Below are 18,943 nucleotides of genomic sequence, written 5' to 3' on the forward strand. Positions count from 1 at the left end.
AGAAAAACAAGACGAGAGAGGGAACGCCTCTCTCGCCTATAAACACTCAGCTGATTAACGCTCTACGTCCACCAGGTAATGACCCTGGAGCCAGTTTCGTCCTATGAGTAACTTATAACTCATTTTGCTTCTGTCTCTGAGGTTCACTTTCACCTTATATTCCTGACCAGGCTCTCCAACATTGAGCTCCACCATATAGCGGATCTCACTGCCCTGGGCGTTACGGATCAGCGATGTCTCGACAATCATGGCCTTCACACGATGAGAAACACCCTTCTCATTCTCCGTGGTAAAGCTGAGCATCTTACCGATATTTTCGTTCATGTTATCGACCCCATTGTCGACTTTCAAATCTACCGCATGAAGTGAATTTTCCACAGCGCCTGTGTCGATACGAGTCTTAAACATTAAGCCCGTCTCAATGATATGGATAGGTGCTACAGGCCCTATCACTTTCTTATCAGACACATCGACTAGGTATTTCCCCTTTAGCCAGCTGCGGCCAATGAGTAATTTGTAATCCATGTGGCTTCTATCGCGTAAATTAACCAGCACTTTACGTTCCTTGCCATCGAAGCCCACGTGGAGCCAGACCATATAGCGAGTCTCACGTCCCTGAGAGTTACTCACGGTCGATGTTCTTACTATTGGAGCCGACAGTCTTTGACGCTCTCCAGAAGCATTCTCTGTGGTAAAATGCAGCATCTTGCCCACATTATCTTTCATTTTCTTCGCACTGCCACCTTCCACTTGCAGATCGAAGGCATTCAATGAAGTATTTACCGCCCCAGTGTCGATTCTGGCCTCAAAGGCGAGCTTAGTCTCGACCACAGACATTTGTGCCGTCGGACCTATGATGGTTTTATCTTGTGCTAACACAGGTGTAGAGAGTAACAACATACATAAACCTATTTTTTTCAGCATTATGTTTACCAACTCCAAAAGATCAAAGATAGAAATTAAACAGTAAAAAGGCCGACCCAAGAGCCGACCCGATTTCAAGTGGTTATCCATTAACCAAAGCGAGAGATTAACTTTCGTTATCTGCAATCCATTGTTCAGCCAAATGGCTACTACTTTTATCGAACACCTTAACCGGACAGGGGATCATATAAGCCATAGCTTTCGCCATGCCAGTGACCCAATCACTGTCAGTAATAATGACGACTCTGGAAAAGTCAGTCAAATGAAAAAAACCTAACATAGCATCATCCCATAATGTTTCCACCGTGATGCCCTTGAAGCCTTCGTCAAACTCATACCAAAGTTTGATCGACGCATGGTCTTTAAGTCTGCCTTCAATCGCAGGCAGCAAACGCTTGTCATAGTCATCGCCAGTGACAACACCAGAGGCCTTTATCGCCACGGTATCGTGATTAAACCCATCCAAGATTTCTAACATTATGCTCTCCTTGCAAAGCTGTTAACAACGAACTATCAGTAGATAAAATGAAAAATAAACAAACTAAATAGGCTAAAAATACACAAACAATGAATCAGATGCTTGCCTAAGTTTGCACCAGTTTTAAAGCACCTAAAATGCCGGGAAAATTGAACACCTAACCAAACAAGTATAAACGGAACAAATGGAAGCGACACAACTAATGGGAAAAAACCCCATCCAAGCTCGAACGCATTAGCACTAAAAGTGTGAATCGCCCACCAAAATAACAAGAGTGCCAGATACACAGCTAAATGCTGATTGTGACTAGAGCCAGTGAAACCGTTCAAATGAGAGTCCTAATGTTTAGAAGGTATTATACCCATCGGTATAACATTAGGCGCCTAATGAATTGACCACAAGAATGGAAATGTAAAAGACTGTAACTAAATATAAAATCGAGCTAAAAATAAACGTACCAATCATTTTGATACAAAGAGTATTTTGTACGACGAATAGCTAGCGCGACAAATATCTACGGCGACTCTATAGTTACTGCGGTGCTTCCACCAATTTAGAGATTTCTTGATCGAACAGGTTTTTGATCAAGCCAGAGAATTCGGTGATAAACAGCGTCTGCTCAGGAGTTGCATTTCTTTTGGCTACATTGGCTAAGATCTCTTCGAGATCGTAGACTATCGCATCAATTTCACGGATCACCGTATTTCTTTGAGCAAAACTCAGAGAAGGATTTTGACCACACACCATGATGATTTGCGCCGATAACTGCTCTTCGAATAGTTCCATCACGGTATCTCCCACCACGGAAACCACCTCTTGCCCCTCAAACAGACCTAAATGCTCTGTGAGGTACTGAATGAGATGCATATATCCATCTTTATCTGTAACCATCTTAAACCCTATTCACCTATTCAGTTAGAGCATGGTAGATGCCATGCTCACTGTCCAGTCTATAGAAGTTTTAAACCGTTTTCATCATAGGTTAGCTAATTTGTTACATCAGGCCTTTAACGGGTTAAGTTCAATACAAATGAGACGGGTACAGCCTGACTTATCGAGGTTAAGCCCGCAACTTCTCTTAATTTCTCAATACCTGGCGTCAGATCAAAGTTAGCCGCGTTGACTATCACAGGTTTTGTACTCACCACCAAGAGCTGATTATCTGACAATTTTGCAATAGTGACCGTAATAGGCATTATTTGTTTCTTGCCGTGCATTGATAATTCGGCAGACATATCCATGACACTGGTACCGCCTACAGGAATATCGGCAAGCTTAGACAAGTCGATATTTGAACTCAATACTAACCTTGGATACACACCCACTTCAAAAAGCAGCTCTTTCATCCGAATATCACGGATCTCAATATTGGTCCACACACTCGCCAAGTCTATAGTCAACGCAAATTTACCACTGTCATCCAACTGACCTGAGAAAGAGTTAAAATGATGGACCTCAGCCACGTTGACTTTCTTTATCGAAATAAAATTCACATTGGAATTTTTACTGTCGACGATCCAAGGCGTCGCCGATGCCGCCCCGCCTATGGTACATAACAAGATCCCTATCAATAACTTATTCATGCCTGCTCCCTCTACTAATTGTCATAATCAAAATATGATTGGTTAGTAACAGTATATAAATGAATTTACATAAGTAAATGCTGATAAAGAAAGTAAAAAAATGAGAGTGGCATCGCCACTCCCATTTTTTTACTTAAACATATATATGTGAGTCTTTATGGCGCTAGCCTGCTGATGTCCCAACGGGTCGCTTCTTTGGTATAGAGGAAGCGGTCATGAAGACGTTTCTCCCCCCCCTGCCAAAACTCAATGCTGCTAGGCTTAACGATGTAGCCTCCCCAAAACTTAGGTAAGGGCACCTCACCTTTGCTAAATTTGGCTTTCATCTCGGCGTACTTGCTTTCTAACGCCTGCCTTGCTGAGATCTTACTGGATTGCTTAGAGACCCAGGCAGCGATCTGACTCTCTTTGGGACGAGTGATAAAGTATTTCATTACCTCAGCTGTCGACAACGCCTCCGCCTCGCCCGTTATGGCGACCTGTCGCTCTAGTGAATGCCAGGGGAACAAGATGCTGACTTTCGAGTTAACGGCGATATGCTGTGATTTCCTGCTGGCTAAATTAGTAAAAAATACGAAGCCACCGGTGTCGAAACGTTTAAGCAGCACGATTCTTTGAAATGGCTGTCCATCGGCATCGACAGTGGCAACCACCATGGCGGTAGGGTCGCTTAGCAATTCACTGTCCCTTGCCTGCTCCATCCATTTAGAGAACAAGACCATAGGATCGCTTGGAAGATCCTCTTCATTGAGTCCGCCCAAGGTATATTCACGCCTGATATCACTCAGTTTCGACATTTTTTGCTTTCCCTACACAAGTCATTAATCACTATTTTTTCTGGGTATTTCTTTTTTTATCCGCCCACAAATGCAACATCTCGAGTCCCAGAGTTGCTCCCGCCAGAGCCGTGATCTCGGCCGAGTCATAAGCTGGGGCCACTTCGACTACATCCATGCCAACCAGGTTCATGCCGCGCAGGCCACGTAAAATTTTCATGGCCTTATCACTTGTTAACCCGCCACACACGGGAGTGCCTGTACCTGGCGCGAATGCAGGATCTAAACAATCGATATCGAATGTCACATACAAGGGCATGTCACCAACACGCGCCTTTATCTGGTCCACGATATCATCGGCTTGCATATCATTAGCAGTCGCGGCATCGATCACCTGAAACTCATGTGATTCGCGATCATATTCGGTTCTGATCCCGACCTGAATCGAATGCTCGGTTGAGATGAGCCCCTCTTTCGGTGCATGGTGAAACATGGTGCCATGATCGTACTTACTGCCTTGGCTGTAAGTGTCAGTATGTGCATCGAAATGCAGTAGTGCCATCTTACCGTGCTTTTTAAAATGTGCTCTGAGCAGAGGCAGAGTGACAAAGTGATCCCCGCCAAAACTCAACAAGCCCTTATCGGCATCGAGAATTGCCGTTGCAAAGTCTTCGACTCTTCGGGTGAAATCTGCCGAATCGCCACAGTCATACACAAGATCACCGGCATCGACGATGTTAAGATGATCTTTGAGTTTGAAATCCCAAGGCCAACGTGTCTCTTCCCAGGCTAAATGAATCGATGCCTGCCTGATAGCACCCGGCCCCATACGACCACCGGAGCGACCTGTGGTTGCCATATCGAACGGCAAGCCTAAGATCACCACATCGGCATCCGATGCAATGGGATTAAAATTCAGGGGTTGTCTTAGATAACCAAAGGCATTGGAATACAATGAGTAATCAGGTTTATCTATCATGGTGGTCATACACTCTCCAACAGGTCTAAATATTTATATAACTTGGGTAAAAAGCAATTCATCTTGTTGATCAACATGCTTAAAATTAACATCATAGCCGCCATCAGTAGTAATTAAACAGGTGTTGATGCTGGTATTATCTCGCGGTTTAGCGACGAGCAAGGGCCGGTCGACACAGATCAAGTCCCAGCGCTCGGGCTGTAATTTTACTAAAAAGTGCTCGAGTACTTCAGCCGGTAGATCCTTTTCAGTCAAATTAGTCTCAAAACTGCAATAGGAGCTCTGTTCCTGTGGGGTAATGTGCAGGGTGAAATATCTATCTCCTTTAATGCCATTGAGAGAATAGCCACATGGGCTAAAGAGGTGGTCATCAAATTCGAAATCAATAAACATGGAACTCAGCTGCAAGGCATCACGGATCCCCTCAGTAGTCTGTTGGGGGGAACGAAAGTACTCAGCCAAAGGGCCTTTTAAGTGATACATCAATAGCTCAATGGTGGCTAAAGGCTTAGCAGTAGCCAGTGACTTACCCGAATGCGCTTCGCCATTGGCGGTAAAAAGATAATGATGATGACTGTCCAGATGGCCTATTCTGTATCCCTTACCAGGTATGGTCTGAGTGATATAAGCAAGGTCTTGATCGAAGCTGCGAATTTGTGGTTGCAGCAGATACTCATTTTTTCTCTGATACGTCGCGTAAGCGATCGACTCGGCCCCTAGCCTTTCGATAAACAGCACCAGTGCATTGGATAACTGAGTCGCGCCGCAAGTCAGCATTCTGATCCGTCCATCCCACACAAACAGGCTGGATTCACTGAGGATATAGGCATCGCACGCGTCATTTTTCACACAAGAGATGATTTCGGCGCCCGCACTCGTCACCAGAGTCTGCCAAAAGGCATAGGGAAGACGTCTTAATGAAGGCGAGCCAGGCTGCACACCCAGCTCGATGATCTTTTCAGAACCTTCAAATACCATATAGGGTTACCTTGGCCTCAAGTATCACTGTCAAAATCAGTGCTCGTTGAGGCCTTCAAGTTAAGTAAAGTCTTCCAGATAGGTATAGCCTTTCAAGCCTAACTGCAACTCTTCCAGGATATTAGCTCGCTCAGATTCTTCTATATGCATGTTAACCAGCTCTTCATAGGTACGCATAAATGACACGGCATCTAAATTTACATACCTGAGTACATCCGCGACCGTATCGCCCGCTAAAACAGACTCGATATTAGTCAGGCCATTCTCATCGACCCGGACCACGGCTGAGTTAGTATCACCGAAGAGATTATGCATATCCCCTAAGATCTCCTGATAGGCTCCCACTAAGAAGAAGCCAATCAGATAGGGGCTCTCGGCACTCCAGGCCGGAACTGGCAAGGTGGTTTCTATGCCTTGGCCATCGACATACTGATCGATAGAGCCATCGGAGTCACAGGTAATATCCAACATCACCGCGCGTCGCTCTGGCTTTTTATCCAAGCCCGATAACGGCAATACCGGAAAGACTTGATCTATGCCCCATGCATCGGGTAGCGACTGGAACAGAGAAAAGTTCACAAAAAACTTATCGGCTAACTTTTCATTAAGCTCATCTATGATTGGCCGATGAAAACGATACTTAGTGCTCATGACGCCTTGAAGTTCATGACACACCCTTAAGTTAACTTGCTCCGCCCAGGCCCGCTGCATAAGAGACAGCTGACCTAAGGCAAACAATGAGTGAGCCTCGGCCAAATCACTCTGGCAATCATGATAAATCTCTATTAAGGCCCGTTGATCTGCACGGCCACTCACCTCCACCCAAGATTGCCACATATTATGCAGCAGCTGAGGCGCGGCTTCGTCGGGCGCTTCAATGACTTCGGCCTTGTAGGCTTCGGTACCGATCACATCTGAGATAAGCACCGCATGATGAGCCGTGAGGTATCGACCAGACTCTGAAATAATTTGTGGCATAGGTTGCTGATATTCTTTGCAGATATCGGTCAACACGCTAACAATATTGTTGGCGTATTCCGTCAAACCATAATTCATCGAATTGCTGCTTTGACTACGAGTCCCATCGTAATCGACCGCTAAGCCACCACCGACATCGAAACATTTAACATTGGTGCCAAGCTTTTGTAGCTCACAATAGAAACGTCCGGCTTCGCTCACCCCTTGCCTTATGTCTCTGATGTTAGCAATTTGCGATCCCAGGTGAAAATGCAGTAACTGCAAGGAGTCTAACATTTGTTCATCTTTGAGAGATTCAATCACAGTCAGAACTTGGGCCGCTGAGAGACCAAATTTTGACTTCTCTCCGCCACTGGCTTGCCACTTACCTTTGCCCTGAAACGCCAGACGTACACGTAAACCCAGTCTGGGAGTCACGCCTAGCTTTTTAGCTTCCTCGAGTATGCTTTTTAGCTCCGACAGCTTCTCGAGTACGATATAAACCTTATGGCCTAATTTCTCGCCGATAAGCGCGAGGCGGATATATTCAATGTCTTTATAACCATTGCAGATAATCACAGAACTGGCTTTCTGAGCCATGGCCAGCACCGCCATCAGTTCAGGCTTACTGCCGGCTTCCAGACCGAGTTGCGGCACCTCTTTCGATTTCTGGCTGGCGAGGATCTCTTCTACTACCGTTTGTTGCTGGTTCACTTTAATCGGATAAACCAGCAAGTAGTCTGACTCATATTGGTATTTCTGAATAGCCAGATTAAACGCATGACAGAGACTGTGGACCCTATGATGCAAAATCTGCGGAAAACGAACCAATACGGGAAGGGCCACGCCAGACTTGACCATATCCTGGGCAAGCTCATTTAAGCCAATAGTAAATTCCGGGTTAGCTTGATCGGGAGAAACGGTGACCTCTCCGGCGTCGCTTATCCCATAGAGTCCCTGACTCCAATAATTAACGTTATACCCGTTGCGGGCATCATTAATAGACCAATCACTCATAATTGTTAAACCTAAAAAAGAAATCAAAAACAAAGGCGATATCGACGCCTGTGCCAGCACAAACCATAGAACAATCTGGCTCTGGCTTCAATATGAAACCTGATACCCAGACCATAAAAATGGGGCGTAATTAAACACCCCAGACGATGCTATTGCAAGCATAAGATATAAAAATCTAAGGTCAAAAAACCCGTCAAGATTAACATGATTGGGGGTGAATCCGCACTCGACGTCGACTTTTTAAACAAATCAGCCCCAGAGATTAAAATCACTTAAAGATTGTTCATCCTTTTTCCACTATAATCCAGCATCGAAGCAGTCCCCAAGCAACAGAGAGTCACATGATACAAATAGGAAAATCTTGCACCCTCGAAGTCGTAAAACGAGTCGACTTTGGCGTTTATCTCAATGCACACGACCTAGGCCAAGTACTATTGCCTAGCAAGGTGGTCCCCAAAGAGTGTAATGTCGGTGATGAAGTCGATGTTTTTCTCTATCTGGACTCAGAAGATGCCATCATTGCGACCACCAAGAAGCCACTGGCTGAAGTAGGTCAGTTTGCCTATTTAGAAGCTGTTGCTACCGGTCAATACGGTGCCTTCCTCGACTGGGGGCTAGATAAAGATCTGCTACTTCCTTTCGCTGAACAACACAGAGAGATTGAAGTGGGTCGCTCCTATTTAGTCTATATCTACACCAGCAACGTCGATGAGCGCATTGTCGCCTCGGCTAAAGTCGATAAGTTCCTCGACAGAACGCCGCCTCCATATGATAAAGATGAAGCGGTTAACCTGATCATAGGTGGCACCACAGATCTTGGTTATAAAGCTATCATCAACCACAGCCATTGGGGCGTTATCTTCAAAAATGAGGTGTTTCGTACCCTGAGTTTTGGTCAAAGGTTGAAGGGCTTCATCAAGCAAGTACGCAGCGATGACAAAATAGACCTTATCCTGCAACAAGGTGTAAAATCCGAATTGGATAAACATTCGACTACCATCATGTTTAAACTTAACCAAGCTGGCGGCTTCCTGCCTCTCAATGATAAGACTGATGCAGAAACCATCTATGCCAAAATGTCGATGAGTAAGAAAGCCTTCAAGAAAAGCATAGGTGGACTGTATAAGAATAAGCAGATCACCATAGCGCCCGATGGCATTAGAATAGTAGAAGACTAGCTACATCTGGCCTAAGCATCGATAATTGTCTAGTTATCGTGCATAAAACCAGTAACTTATTGCTTGGCTCTTTGATTAAAAGCATGACTCTGTTATAACAAAGTCATGCTTTTTTATGAGTTTACTGAAATGAATCTAACGCTCCATGAAGCAAGAGTGATCGCTTGTCTACTTGAGAAAGAAGTCACCACCCCAGATCAATATCCCTTATCGCTCAATTCACTCACTATGGCCTGTAACCAAAAGTCGAGTCGAGATCCGGTTCTTGCCATGACGGAAGCCGAAACTCAAGCCAGTATCGATGCGCTGATGAAACGCAGGCTAGTGACAGATCAAACTGGCTTCGGTTCGCGAGTGGTTAAGTATAAGCATAGATTCTGTAACACCGAGTTTAGCGATCTACAGTTTAATTCGGCTCAATTCGCCATCATCTGCTTATTACTGTTACGGGGGCCCCAGACACCGGGAGAGTTGAAGAGTCGAAGTGGCCGTTTACACCTTTTCAACGATGTCAGCGAAGTCGATAAGACCTTACACTCGTTAACCCTCACCGACCCGGCTTTAGTCAAGCAACTTGCCAGAGAGCCTGGGAGACGAGACTCACGCTTTATCGGGCTTTTTTCAGACGAGGTGGCCCAAGCGAGTGGATCTGATATGGCATTCACGCCAACAAGCGCTCGCTCAATCGCAGCCCCAGAATCTGCCACTGAAGACCAGAGCTTAGCTCAAGCCGATTTAGTCGCAAGAGTGACCACGCTCGAGCAGGAAGTCGCTCAGTTAAAAGAAGCACTGCAGGATTTTCTCAACTGATAGCGCTGCCACATGAAACAGCATGTTACTAAACGAGATACAAGCACATATATGACAATGATAACCTGACGTCTGTATATCTTCGATAGCAATACATGCAGGATTTTCTCAACTCATAATCTGACGCCTGTATCAGTGTTCGATAACTATAATAAGGGATGATTTTGGAACCTAACCTAAATACCGGCTTAGTGCGCAATACGCTCATACTGGCCAAGTTTGAATTAAAGAAGTTACTGTTTAATCCTAAGGGCTTGATCGCCCTCATCGCCTTCACACTCGTGTGGATGTTGATCTTACTCTATCCCATTCGCGGCGCCTCGGATATTCTCCTGAGCGCGGATTTCAGGCAGTTGATCGCCGGGATATTTGGCGAGTCTTCGGTCGATAAACTCTTCCAGTGGCAAGTGGCTGAGATGGCGATATTTTGGGTCGCGGCCCTGTATCTCTTTCCCATGTTCAGCATTTTTGTCTCCGCCGATCAATTTGCCTCAGATAAAAGCAGAGGCAGCTTTCGCTTCTTGATCTTAAGGACGGGGCGAGACAGTTTATTTTTCGGTCGCTTCATCGGCCACATGCTCATTCAATCTTTACTATTAATGTTAACTGTAGCGGCCACGATACTGCTGGCACTGTCACGGGAGTCCAGCCTGTTACTGCCCGCATTAGGCTCAGGCCTGATGGTGTTTATTAATATCTTCATCATCTTGCTGCCATACACGGCCTTGATGGCCCTGCTCTCCTTGTACGCTAACTCCGCGAGACAAGCCACTATCTACGCCATCTTATTCTGGGCCGTGAGTGCGATTGTGATTGCTATCGTCAATAGTCAGCTGCCCGCGGTTGGGGAACTATTAAGTTGGATATTACCCGGTGCTCAGCTAAGCATGATGATCAATACCCAAGGGATCGCTAGCCTGATTTATGCCCCGATACCTCTCATTCAAGCAGGCGTGTTACTTTTCATAGGCAGAAGTTACATGATCAGGAGTTCACTATGAGTCTGATTAAATGTGAAAATCTCAGTAAATCCTACGGCAGTAAACTCGCATTGGATTCGGTCACACTCGAGCTGAAACCCGGGGCACCAATCGCCCTCGTAGGCCCGAACGGTGCGGGCAAGACCACCCTGTTTAGCTTACTTTGCGGATACCTGCTACCCAGTCACGGCAAAGTGACCATAATGGGTGAGAAGCCCGGCAGCAGAAAATTACTCGGCAGAGTCTCCTCCTTACCACAAGACGCCAGCCTGGATCCAAACCTAAACCTTATCACCCAATTCACCCTGTTTGGCACCCTGCAGGGATTGACTAAGAACCAGGCTAAGGCCGAGGGCCTGCGTGTCCTGTCACTGGTGGGATTGAGTGATGTTGTCGAGCAAAAGCCAACGGCATTAAGCCATGGAATGAGTAAGCGTGCATCCATAGCTCAAGCCTTAATAGGTTCACCTCAGATGGTGCTATTAGATGAGCCCACGGCAGGACTGGACCCAGTCAATGCCAAGGTGGTCCGTGAGCTGGTCAAGTCCCTTTCAGCTAATATCACCTTCGTCATTAGCTCACATAACTTAGATGAGTTAGAGAAACTCTGCGATCAGGTGCTCTACTTAGATCAAGGAAAGTTAGGCCAATCTGTTTCTATGCAGGAGAACTTACTCGATGAGTACCTGACGATTTCGATGCAGGAGTGCGACAATCAGGCGTTAATTGCACGAGTTGAAGCGCTAACAGGCATAAATTCGGTGACCCTTAAACAGGAGAATGAATTTTTAATTCATTACGCAGCCAGTGAGGTAAAAGATATAGAGGTGCAGCTTTTTACCCTATTCGCCAGTCTCGGCTGGAGGTACAAGGCGATACTCAAGGGACGTACTCTGGAAGACAAACTCTTCTCTTAACTTAATACCATCATATCAATCAATAGCAAGGGCGCCCATGAGGCGCCCTTCTTTTACCCACAACTTTAGAGGAATGAGGTTTATAGGAGAGGCTTGTTCAAAGGTATAAATGAAGATGAGTTTGGGTGCCAGAAGTGGCCCTTAGTCAACTCGCTAACACTATGCTGAATGAGAGTTCCAGAAAGCCTAACACTTTGAGTTAAATTATTATTTTCTAAATTGCAGGCAAAAAAAGAGCCGCGATAAATCGCAGCTCTTACAAATTCTTTTGGATTAGCTAAAAGCTAATCGAAAGTCCAAACCTAAACGATAGTTACGTTTTCAGCTTGTGGACCTTTCTGACCTTGAGTCACAGTGAATTGAACTTTCTGACCTTCGTCAAGAGTTTTGAAACCGTCTGACTGAATCGCACGGAAGTGAACGAAGACGTCTGGACCAGACTCTTGCTCGATAAATCCAAAACCTTTGTCAGAGTTGAACCACTTAACAACGCCAGTAACTTGAGACATGATATAAATCCTGTAACTAAATAAAAAAATAAAGCCAAAACGGCAGTAAGCTGGAAAATGCCGGTATTACTTATGTTAACAGGACGAACGGATCGCATTGATACATAAAAATAAGCCCAACCTTCAAGCTGCGTTCACTATAAATCATTCTCAGCCTATGTCAACAATCAAACACAATAAGTCAGTCTAATTTCGCTTTATTTTCTGTCGCTTGTCCAAATTAGCGCTAGCAATAAATGGGGGAAAAACACTAAAAACAAACGCTTGGTCACTTTTTAATCGATCATTGTAATTTAAAAATTAAATTGCTTTAAATACTTCGATTTTAAAATCGAGTTCACACTTGAGGCCTTGGCTAATCATGTCGGCTTTCTGCTGCTGAGTTAACTTCCAGCTATAAGGGGTCATATTAAGGAAATGAGTGATATCCACTTCATTGCTCAACACCAGCTCAGCCTCTAGATTTTCTCTATGCACTAATTCGAAGCCCTCTATATAGCTACTCTCACTAATATGGTGTTTAGGTGCCTCGTAAATGAGTTCTTTCAGGGCAAAGTGATGATGCTTGCCAGCAGATACCGTAATGAGCGTGCCGCCCAGTTTAATGACTCGTCTCAGCTCCTCGTCTAATGAAGGAGCGTATATTCGTAACATGAAATCGAACTGTTCATTTTCAAATGGCATTTCAAATGCACTGGCAACGCAAAAACTCATGTCTTTGTATCGCTTAGACGCATATTTTAATGCTGACTTAGAGATATCCAGCCCTTGCAGGTCCAGCTCAGGCAAGCTATCAAACAAACGGTGACTATAATAGCCTTCCCCACAGCCGACATCCAAACCCAGCTTGGCGCCCGGACAACGGTGCTTGGCGAGTGCATTCACTCTGTCACTGAGCAGTTGGTAATGACCTTGATTAAGAAACTCTCTCCTAGCGAACATCATCTCTTTATTGTCGCCAGGATCTTTAGAATGTTTGTTCTGTACCGGCAACAGGTTGACGTAACCCTCCTTAGCACAATCAAATCTATGATTATTGGAGCAGGACCAGGTCTTCTGTTGAAGCATCAAAGGGGTTTTACAGATGGGGCAAACGTATTTCATTTTTAATCCAATGGTCCTAGGGTTATTCTTCATCCAAAATGAGTTCTTGTATCATGTCATTGACGGCAGGGGTCGAAAGCAGGCGATAATACTCTAATTTTCGAGCCTGAACATCATTAGTTAATTTATGATGCGAAGCCGCTTGCCAATTTGGCCGTTCCACAGATTGATTGAAACTCCGTGATAGCCACTGCTTCTTGCGGGACAGCTGCGCATCAAGCTTCAATACTTCCACACTGACATCCGGGTGTCTTAGCACGAGTTCGCTACAGCCAAACCTGGAAAGATCGCTTCTGACATTTTCCAGCTCAGAAAGCTCGAGTAAAATTTGCTCGGTAGTGAAACCATGAAGCACCTCTCTCGACACCAAAGCCCTCGCCTGCACTAACTCTCTGGGCCCATGAAACAGGCGCAAGTCTTCTTCGAGCGCCACTAATTGCCACTTAGTAGAATCGGCTATACTAAATTCGACATTTTCATTGGCTTTGAAGTCTATATTAATCGCCAGTCCAGACCTCAGCTGTTGTCCACATAAGGTGGGAGAAACGCCTAATCCAGAAAATAACCGCCAACCTTGCCCTACCCCTCTTGAGAGGATACTGGTGTCAGGTTTTGTTTGCGTCAGCTGTGATCCGCACTTAAGCGATAAAAATGGATGCAACCTAAATAACACAGATAATGATGTCGGACCGACTTCGACTAAAATAAACTCACCGACATGACCACTCATGGCCTGTAGCAAACCAAAATCACTGACAGTTTCATTAAGATATATATTGAGAGTCGAGCCATGATCAAAAGTAAGGATTTCAGGCTGGGTTAGCAAGGGTTCAAACATGACAAATTCACCTCAGGTTAAGGAGGCAGTGTACCTTGCTTCCTTTTACAGCACCAGAGGGGTAAGAGACTAAAAACAAACAGGATAAACGAATATGACAATTTAATTATTAGCATCGGCCCGACACTATCAAAAATAGATGGGTGACTCTGTGATCTGAGCTTATTGTAATTTTATGGCCTCCACAATGACAAGCTTTTAAGACGTTCACTAATAGTACAGTGCCTACCGCTTCATAAATAATACACTTTACGACAAAGCAAAACGGCTCACATATTTCTAGGCAAGCCGTTCATTACCGATCATAACTCAATAACTCAATAACTCAATAACTCAATAACTCAATAACTCAGCCCCAACATGAGGCTTTTGGATATACTATCAAAGTGAGTGATTAATTATATGAGTACTTAATTTCGCCCTACGTACTCATTATTTGGCATATTGTAAGGGTCATCGGTACTGGTGTTTCTTGTTACTGTATAATGCTGTCCTAACTCCCCTTTTTTAAACAGTACAAATTCAGCAAAGCTCGTTCCCGAACTATGATAATTAAAAACTGTTGCATCAGGATTGTCAGGGAATGTTATTTCGATTGAGCTAATTAGGCATAAATTACGCCCTACATCTCTAAAAGCTTGATTGGCAGAAAGTTTGAAAGTCGATTGACCGCACCATTTGTACTTAGCTACTCCCTCTATATTTTGATCTGTTGAATTGAATACCTTTACTTGTGCATATCCACCGTCACCAGAATAATTTACCGGATCATCCTGAGCCATTTCAGCTGTTTCAGCCATGGCTGCATCTTCATCAAACTTTAAATTTCCTGTCTGTTCTGCATAAGCATAAGCTGAGGAGAGAATAAGGACAGAAGCTATCACCTTAGCTATTTTGCTGTTAATCATTTTATCACCAATTATATAAAAAACTTATTTTCAAGGACACACGCCACCATTAATTCAACGGCAACAGTGCAGAACAGAATTAAAACATAAAAGGCAGTAGTATCGCTGCTGACCGTAGGGACAGCTTGCAACAACACTCTAATAACATCAATGTGTTAGGTGAGCAACATCTAAGGATGGCAAGAAGTATTCCAATGCCTATTTAAACAGCAGAATACTAAATAGCATCAATGGTTCAGGGTTATTAATTAGGCTAACGACAAGGGGTATAATAGCAGGGCATGAGGGATACTTGTTACCTCTTAAATAGATAGGTTAACCAGATATCATCTATCTTCGTCAACTGCCTTTTAGGTGAGTTGTTCATTATCGACTCATTATTCATCCTAACCGCGAAGGTTAATTATTCATCATGGTCATAAAGTTGAAAAGGAAGAAAAATGAAAATCAGTAAAACTTTATTAATATTTCTATATGCAAGTATATTATTTCCGCTCGTCGGCATAGCGGTAGCAAACCCAGTAGAAACCACTAAACAATTTGAAAACAATGAAGTAATCCAAAGTGAACTGCTTATGAGAAAAAACAAATATCTACCAATGAGCGAAGGTCAATACTACGACATAAGAACTTCTAGCGGCGATAAATTTAATTTATTTATAGATAGCATTAATGGAAACTGGGTAGAAAGTGACGGTGAGTTCTTTAATACCGAGCTAATGATTTCAATAAGACCACTTTAACGTCATAACTTAGTCGTTACTACTCCGTTAGTGGCGACACATTAAATTATCATTTAAAAAAACTCTAGCTTTACCAAATGCTAATTAACCTTCATCACTTTAAAAGCAGCATGACTTAATTAAATACAACTCAATTGAGCATACCAATGATGGGAAGCTTATTCAAAAAAACACTTAATAATTAAATTAAAAGCTAGACTGAACTTTATCATTTCAAGGTATAGAGCTCCATTATAGGTTCAAGTGTCACAGTGCTGGAATAGGCTAATTATCAAGAGTGATTTTTTACTTGTTTCTTCAGAAAAACAGGAGTTTCAAAGGACCACATTACAGCTTTAACAGCCCTGAACCAGCATCTAAAAAATTTGCATTTAATTTAAATTATTATGATTTATATCAAAGAAATAACTGTACACTTGAAGCTGAATTTACCACGTTTATGGTTGATGATTTCATCTTTATGTCAACTGACCATAGGGAGAGTTGCTCAGTATTACTCTATCCCTCATTCTAGTGGCGAAGGAAAGGCATTCCACTTGCTTTTTTGCGTTACTCATTATCAAACATTGCTATCTTTTGACCGCTAAGTTGCAACCCTATCTTAGCGGTTTTTTTTGCCTTAATTTCTTACCGTCTAACTACCTAGATTTCATTTTCGTCAACTGAGCTTTAGGGGGGTTACTCGTCACCAATCAATCATTCTAGTATGGGAAGTTAGATTCCGATTTAGTTTTCAGTGACTCCAACCCGCTAATTCCCCCGCCCTTGTTCAAAGTAGAAGAGCACCACATATTTCAGGACTCAACATTTTTCCTGCTAAATAAGCATAAATGAGAGTAACTTGATTATTAAAATCTAAAATGTCGACTTATCTCTAAAATTAAACCATCAAAAATTCCGAACATAAGTTCGGTTAACTGTTTTATCTTGAGATCTGTACTCTATTGGGAAAATGGTTCTCTGCTAGGCACTATCTATCCATTTATGGCAATTCGCAGCCCCCTTGCCTACGTTTACGCTCTAGATGCTGACAGTAAGCATCTAACTCCTGGAGCGTTTCTACAGGGCCTTTAAACAGCAATTGAACTCTGAGGATCCTGCTGTATCTGCCACCTTGGCACGAATGGGAATATCTATTCATGAAGAGTGGTTCACATACGCCATGCAGGTCTAAACAGAGGACTTTCACCTCCAATCTTCTACCGCTTTATCTAGGCTCACTGGCTGGCTTGTTATTTGTAATCTCACAATACTTACTGATTTATACCACTAACGGCCCAGCGTACTCAATCAGGCTAACGACAAGGGATATAATAGAATGCTATGATTATTGACAACCATTTCCTAAAAATAATCACCTATGCCTCACAGTTCAAACCACACCATCTTCTGGCACGACTATGCACCCTGCCAATTAACATACTGATTAATAATAAATATTATTAAGCTAAAAGTATCATGATGCACTTTATGATGCACTTTTGTCATTCCCCTTGCTTCTTGGTTCTTAAGTAGTTGATTTTTTAAGTGAAGGCAGGCTGACAAACACAGTAGATAGAAACACTCCAAACTGGGCATATGTTTAACAAATTAAACCTATAGCTTGAATAACATAAATCAAACTAATTTCTTCTTTCCTCTTTGCTGGTTTAGACGTAGCCTGTCATCTTTCCGAGGAGAATTGAATCTTATCTGTTTTTTTCTCTAACTTACTATTGCCTCAAAGCGAGTTGCATTCGATAAACAACCTAAGTAAATAACCAGTCAGTTGGCCTAGCTTCACTAATCCATTAATGGCACTAACTGGCTGCTTTCAGTCAGACATTTGTATCGATGCGCATTTTTCGATTAAGTTTGTTCGTTTTTTCTGCGCCTCCATGATAGAATGCTTATTAATCAATGGCTTTGCCAAAGCGCAGTTTAGATAATAGATTTATTAAATGTGCATGCGTGTTTTGCCAAATATACACGCATGCGCACTATATAAACGTTAGGTGCCAAATCAACATGGACGGTGACCATTGAATATCACAGAAAATCTCCTCAAATATGGGGTGTCTACTGATTTAGCTGCTCGGGCAGAATCTGTTGGGCTTTCAGTTTCAAAATGCCGCCCGCTGTCTCTGGCTAACTTGGTAAAAAACTTTGGTTTGAACGCTAATGAGGCAAAGGAAATTGCCAAGTGTGTCAAAAGATCGCCAATCGAAACTGACGTTTTACATCGCCTAATTGAACGTAACAATGCACTTTGCTGTGTTTGCAAGGGTGACAAGGGCAAGTCATTTGTAGTTCATCACATAATTCCATACGAACAGTCACGAGACAATAGTTATAGCAACTTGGTTGTTCTCTGCCTCAATGATCATGACATGGCTCACCAATCGGGACTCAGCATGAAGCTCGACCCTAAGTTCCTGAGAAGAGCTAAGAACAACTGGGAGCAAAAGGTAGAGAGGCAAAATGAATTGCGTGCATCTCAATTGATTCACATTGATCAATCAGGAATCGATTACATAAATATAAATAGAGTAGAGGAGCTCTGCATCAGCCTGTTTGAGGAAATACCTACAACGAACCTCACTGGCAGGCTTGTCGAAGCCAGAATTCTCAACAAGTTTGGTTCATTTGACAAAAAATATGTACAAGAGAACTTGTCTTCTGGAAGCTACCTTTTTGACTATATAACCCATGGGGAAACTCAGCATTACAAATATCTTCTTCAGCGCATAGCTGGAAGGGTGGAATTTGTCGATCTGAGAAGCTATTTTTCTGTAGCTAAGTTGAAAGAGAATAATCTCTGTGGGAGGTATACAACGTTCGTTGGCGGGGTTTACTCAAAGTCCCCAGGCCTACCTCTAAATGGCGCCACTCCGCCGATAAAAATGCATTACAAAAAACGAAGCTTTCGAGTTGAATGGATATTGGACCCTAGCTATATGATGTCAGTGTCAGCGATAGCAAGACTAGGAACAAAGACCTGTCATCTAATTTACTCTCTTGTTCGTTCAGTTCATAAACAAGATGATGGAACATGGCTTATAAGCTGCTCACCGATTTTTGTATGTCTACCCCCTTTAAATATGGGCAGTCACAAAGACTTAGAAAGCATAATTAGCCGTAGAGACCTAGAAATTATGGGGGCGTTTGATCATGGCACTTAACAATTGTATGCAGTTAACATTTCTCCACTACGGCCTTCGCACTTCGTTCCAAAAATTAGCTACATTCGGCCCTACGGGCTGCAACTGATGCAAGTCGTTAGCA

At 43.4% G+C, this 18,943-nt stretch carries 18 protein-coding genes and 1 pseudogene; 6 read left to right on the top strand and 13 right to left on the bottom strand.

Translation table 11 applies throughout. The features are described 5' to 3' along the window. Nucleotides 1-54 precede the first annotated feature (54 nt). The 8 genes from FS373_RS17260 to speA form a co-directional block, all read right to left on the bottom strand. Nucleotides 55-924: a RimK/LysX family protein gene (locus FS373_RS17260; RefSeq protein WP_144046835.1), complete on the bottom strand. Its 870-nt coding sequence runs from the start codon at nucleotides 922-924 to the stop codon at nucleotides 55-57. Between the two features lie 106 nt (nucleotides 925-1,030). Beyond that, the gene (locus FS373_RS17265) at nucleotides 1,031-1,402 is read right to left on the bottom strand and encodes an STAS/SEC14 domain-containing protein (RefSeq protein WP_144046836.1); all 372 of its coding nucleotides are present in this window, start codon (nucleotides 1,400-1,402) and stop codon (nucleotides 1,031-1,033) included. 531 nt (nucleotides 1,403-1,933) lie between these two features. Continuing rightward, nucleotides 1,934-2,293: a DUF3802 family protein gene (locus tag FS373_RS17275; RefSeq protein WP_144046838.1), complete on the bottom strand. Its 360-nt coding sequence runs from the start codon at nucleotides 2,291-2,293 to the stop codon at nucleotides 1,934-1,936. Between the two features lie 116 nt (nucleotides 2,294-2,409). Continuing rightward, nucleotides 2,410-2,985, bottom strand: a complete 576-nt coding sequence (locus FS373_RS17280) for a YceI family protein (protein WP_144046839.1) — start codon at nucleotides 2,983-2,985, stop codon at nucleotides 2,410-2,412. A 155-nt stretch (nucleotides 2,986-3,140) separates the two neighbouring features. Next, nucleotides 3,141-3,782: a pyridoxamine 5'-phosphate oxidase gene (gene pdxH / locus FS373_RS17285; RefSeq protein WP_152829951.1), complete on the bottom strand. Its 642-nt coding sequence runs from the start codon at nucleotides 3,780-3,782 to the stop codon at nucleotides 3,141-3,143. A 31-nt stretch (nucleotides 3,783-3,813) separates the two neighbouring features. Then, entirely contained in the window at nucleotides 3,814-4,749 is a 936-nt protein-coding gene (gene speB / locus FS373_RS17290; protein ID WP_144046840.1) for an agmatinase, read from the bottom strand. Between the two features lie 24 nt (nucleotides 4,750-4,773). Beyond that, on the bottom strand, nucleotides 4,774-5,718 hold the full coding sequence (locus FS373_RS17295; RefSeq protein ID WP_144046841.1) for an adenosylmethionine decarboxylase: 945 nt from the start codon (nucleotides 5,716-5,718) through the stop codon (nucleotides 4,774-4,776). 60 nt (nucleotides 5,719-5,778) lie between these two features. Beyond that, entirely contained in the window at nucleotides 5,779-7,692 is a 1,914-nt protein-coding gene (gene speA / locus FS373_RS17300) for a biosynthetic arginine decarboxylase (protein WP_144046842.1), read from the bottom strand. A gap of 341 nt (nucleotides 7,693-8,033) precedes the next feature. Here speA and FS373_RS17305 point away from each other — a divergent pair, with 341 nt between their 5' ends. The 4 genes from FS373_RS17305 to FS373_RS17320 all read left to right on the top strand — a co-directional run bounded on the left by FS373_RS17305 (nucleotide 8,034) and on the right by FS373_RS17320 (nucleotide 11,577). Beyond that, the gene (locus tag FS373_RS17305) at nucleotides 8,034-8,870 is read left to right on the top strand and encodes a S1 RNA-binding domain-containing protein (protein ID WP_144046843.1); all 837 of its coding nucleotides are present in this window, start codon (nucleotides 8,034-8,036) and stop codon (nucleotides 8,868-8,870) included. 129 nt (nucleotides 8,871-8,999) lie between these two features. Beyond that, nucleotides 9,000-9,680, top strand: a complete 681-nt coding sequence (locus FS373_RS17310) for a YceH family protein (RefSeq protein ID WP_144046844.1) — start codon at nucleotides 9,000-9,002, stop codon at nucleotides 9,678-9,680. Nucleotides 9,681-9,838: 158 nt separating this feature from the next. Next, nucleotides 9,839-10,681, top strand: a complete 843-nt coding sequence (locus FS373_RS17315; protein ID WP_185976842.1) for an ABC transporter permease subunit — start codon at nucleotides 9,839-9,841, stop codon at nucleotides 10,679-10,681. Next, entirely contained in the window at nucleotides 10,678-11,577 is a 900-nt protein-coding gene (locus FS373_RS17320; protein WP_144046846.1) for an ABC transporter ATP-binding protein, read from the top strand. The genes FS373_RS17315 and FS373_RS17320 overlap by 4 nt, the downstream gene beginning before the upstream one ends. Nucleotides 11,578-11,879: 302 nt before the next feature. Here the strand turns inward: FS373_RS17320 and FS373_RS17325 are convergent, their stop codons facing one another. The 4 genes from FS373_RS17325 to FS373_RS17340 form a co-directional block, all read right to left on the bottom strand. After that, a complete protein-coding gene (locus tag FS373_RS17325; protein WP_005501438.1) occupies nucleotides 11,880-12,086 on the bottom strand; it encodes a cold-shock protein in 207 nt (68 codons plus the stop codon). Between the two features lie 300 nt (nucleotides 12,087-12,386). Next, on the bottom strand, nucleotides 12,387-13,190 hold the full coding sequence (rlmA, locus tag FS373_RS17330) for a 23S rRNA (guanine(745)-N(1))-methyltransferase (protein WP_185976843.1): 804 nt from the start codon (nucleotides 13,188-13,190) through the stop codon (nucleotides 12,387-12,389). 22 nt (nucleotides 13,191-13,212) lie between these two features. Beyond that, on the bottom strand, nucleotides 13,213-14,028 hold the full coding sequence (locus tag FS373_RS17335; protein WP_144046848.1) for a hypothetical protein: 816 nt from the start codon (nucleotides 14,026-14,028) through the stop codon (nucleotides 13,213-13,215). 410 nt (nucleotides 14,029-14,438) lie between these two features. Further along, nucleotides 14,439-14,936, bottom strand: a complete 498-nt coding sequence (locus FS373_RS17340) for a hypothetical protein (RefSeq protein WP_152829952.1) — start codon at nucleotides 14,934-14,936, stop codon at nucleotides 14,439-14,441. Nucleotides 14,937-15,376: 440 nt separating this feature from the next. On the opposite strand from FS373_RS17340, the gene FS373_RS17345 reads away from it, so the two are divergent. Beyond that, nucleotides 15,377-15,679, top strand: a complete 303-nt coding sequence (locus FS373_RS17345; RefSeq protein ID WP_144046850.1) for a hypothetical protein — start codon at nucleotides 15,377-15,379, stop codon at nucleotides 15,677-15,679. Between the two features lie 963 nt (nucleotides 15,680-16,642). On the opposite strand, the pseudogene FS373_RS32065 reads toward FS373_RS17345, so the two are convergent. Next, nucleotides 16,643-16,757 (bottom strand): annotated as a pseudogene (locus tag FS373_RS32065) (transposase); the annotation flags it as partial. 943 nt (nucleotides 16,758-17,700) lie between these two features. Between FS373_RS32065 and FS373_RS17355 the strand changes: the two are divergent. Continuing rightward, a complete protein-coding gene (locus tag FS373_RS17355; RefSeq protein ID WP_152829953.1) occupies nucleotides 17,701-18,840 on the top strand; it encodes an HNH endonuclease signature motif containing protein in 1,140 nt (379 codons plus the stop codon). The last annotated feature ends 103 nt before the right edge of the window (nucleotides 18,841-18,943 follow it).

The sequence above is a fragment of the Shewanella sp. YLB-07 genome (assembly GCF_009377275.1).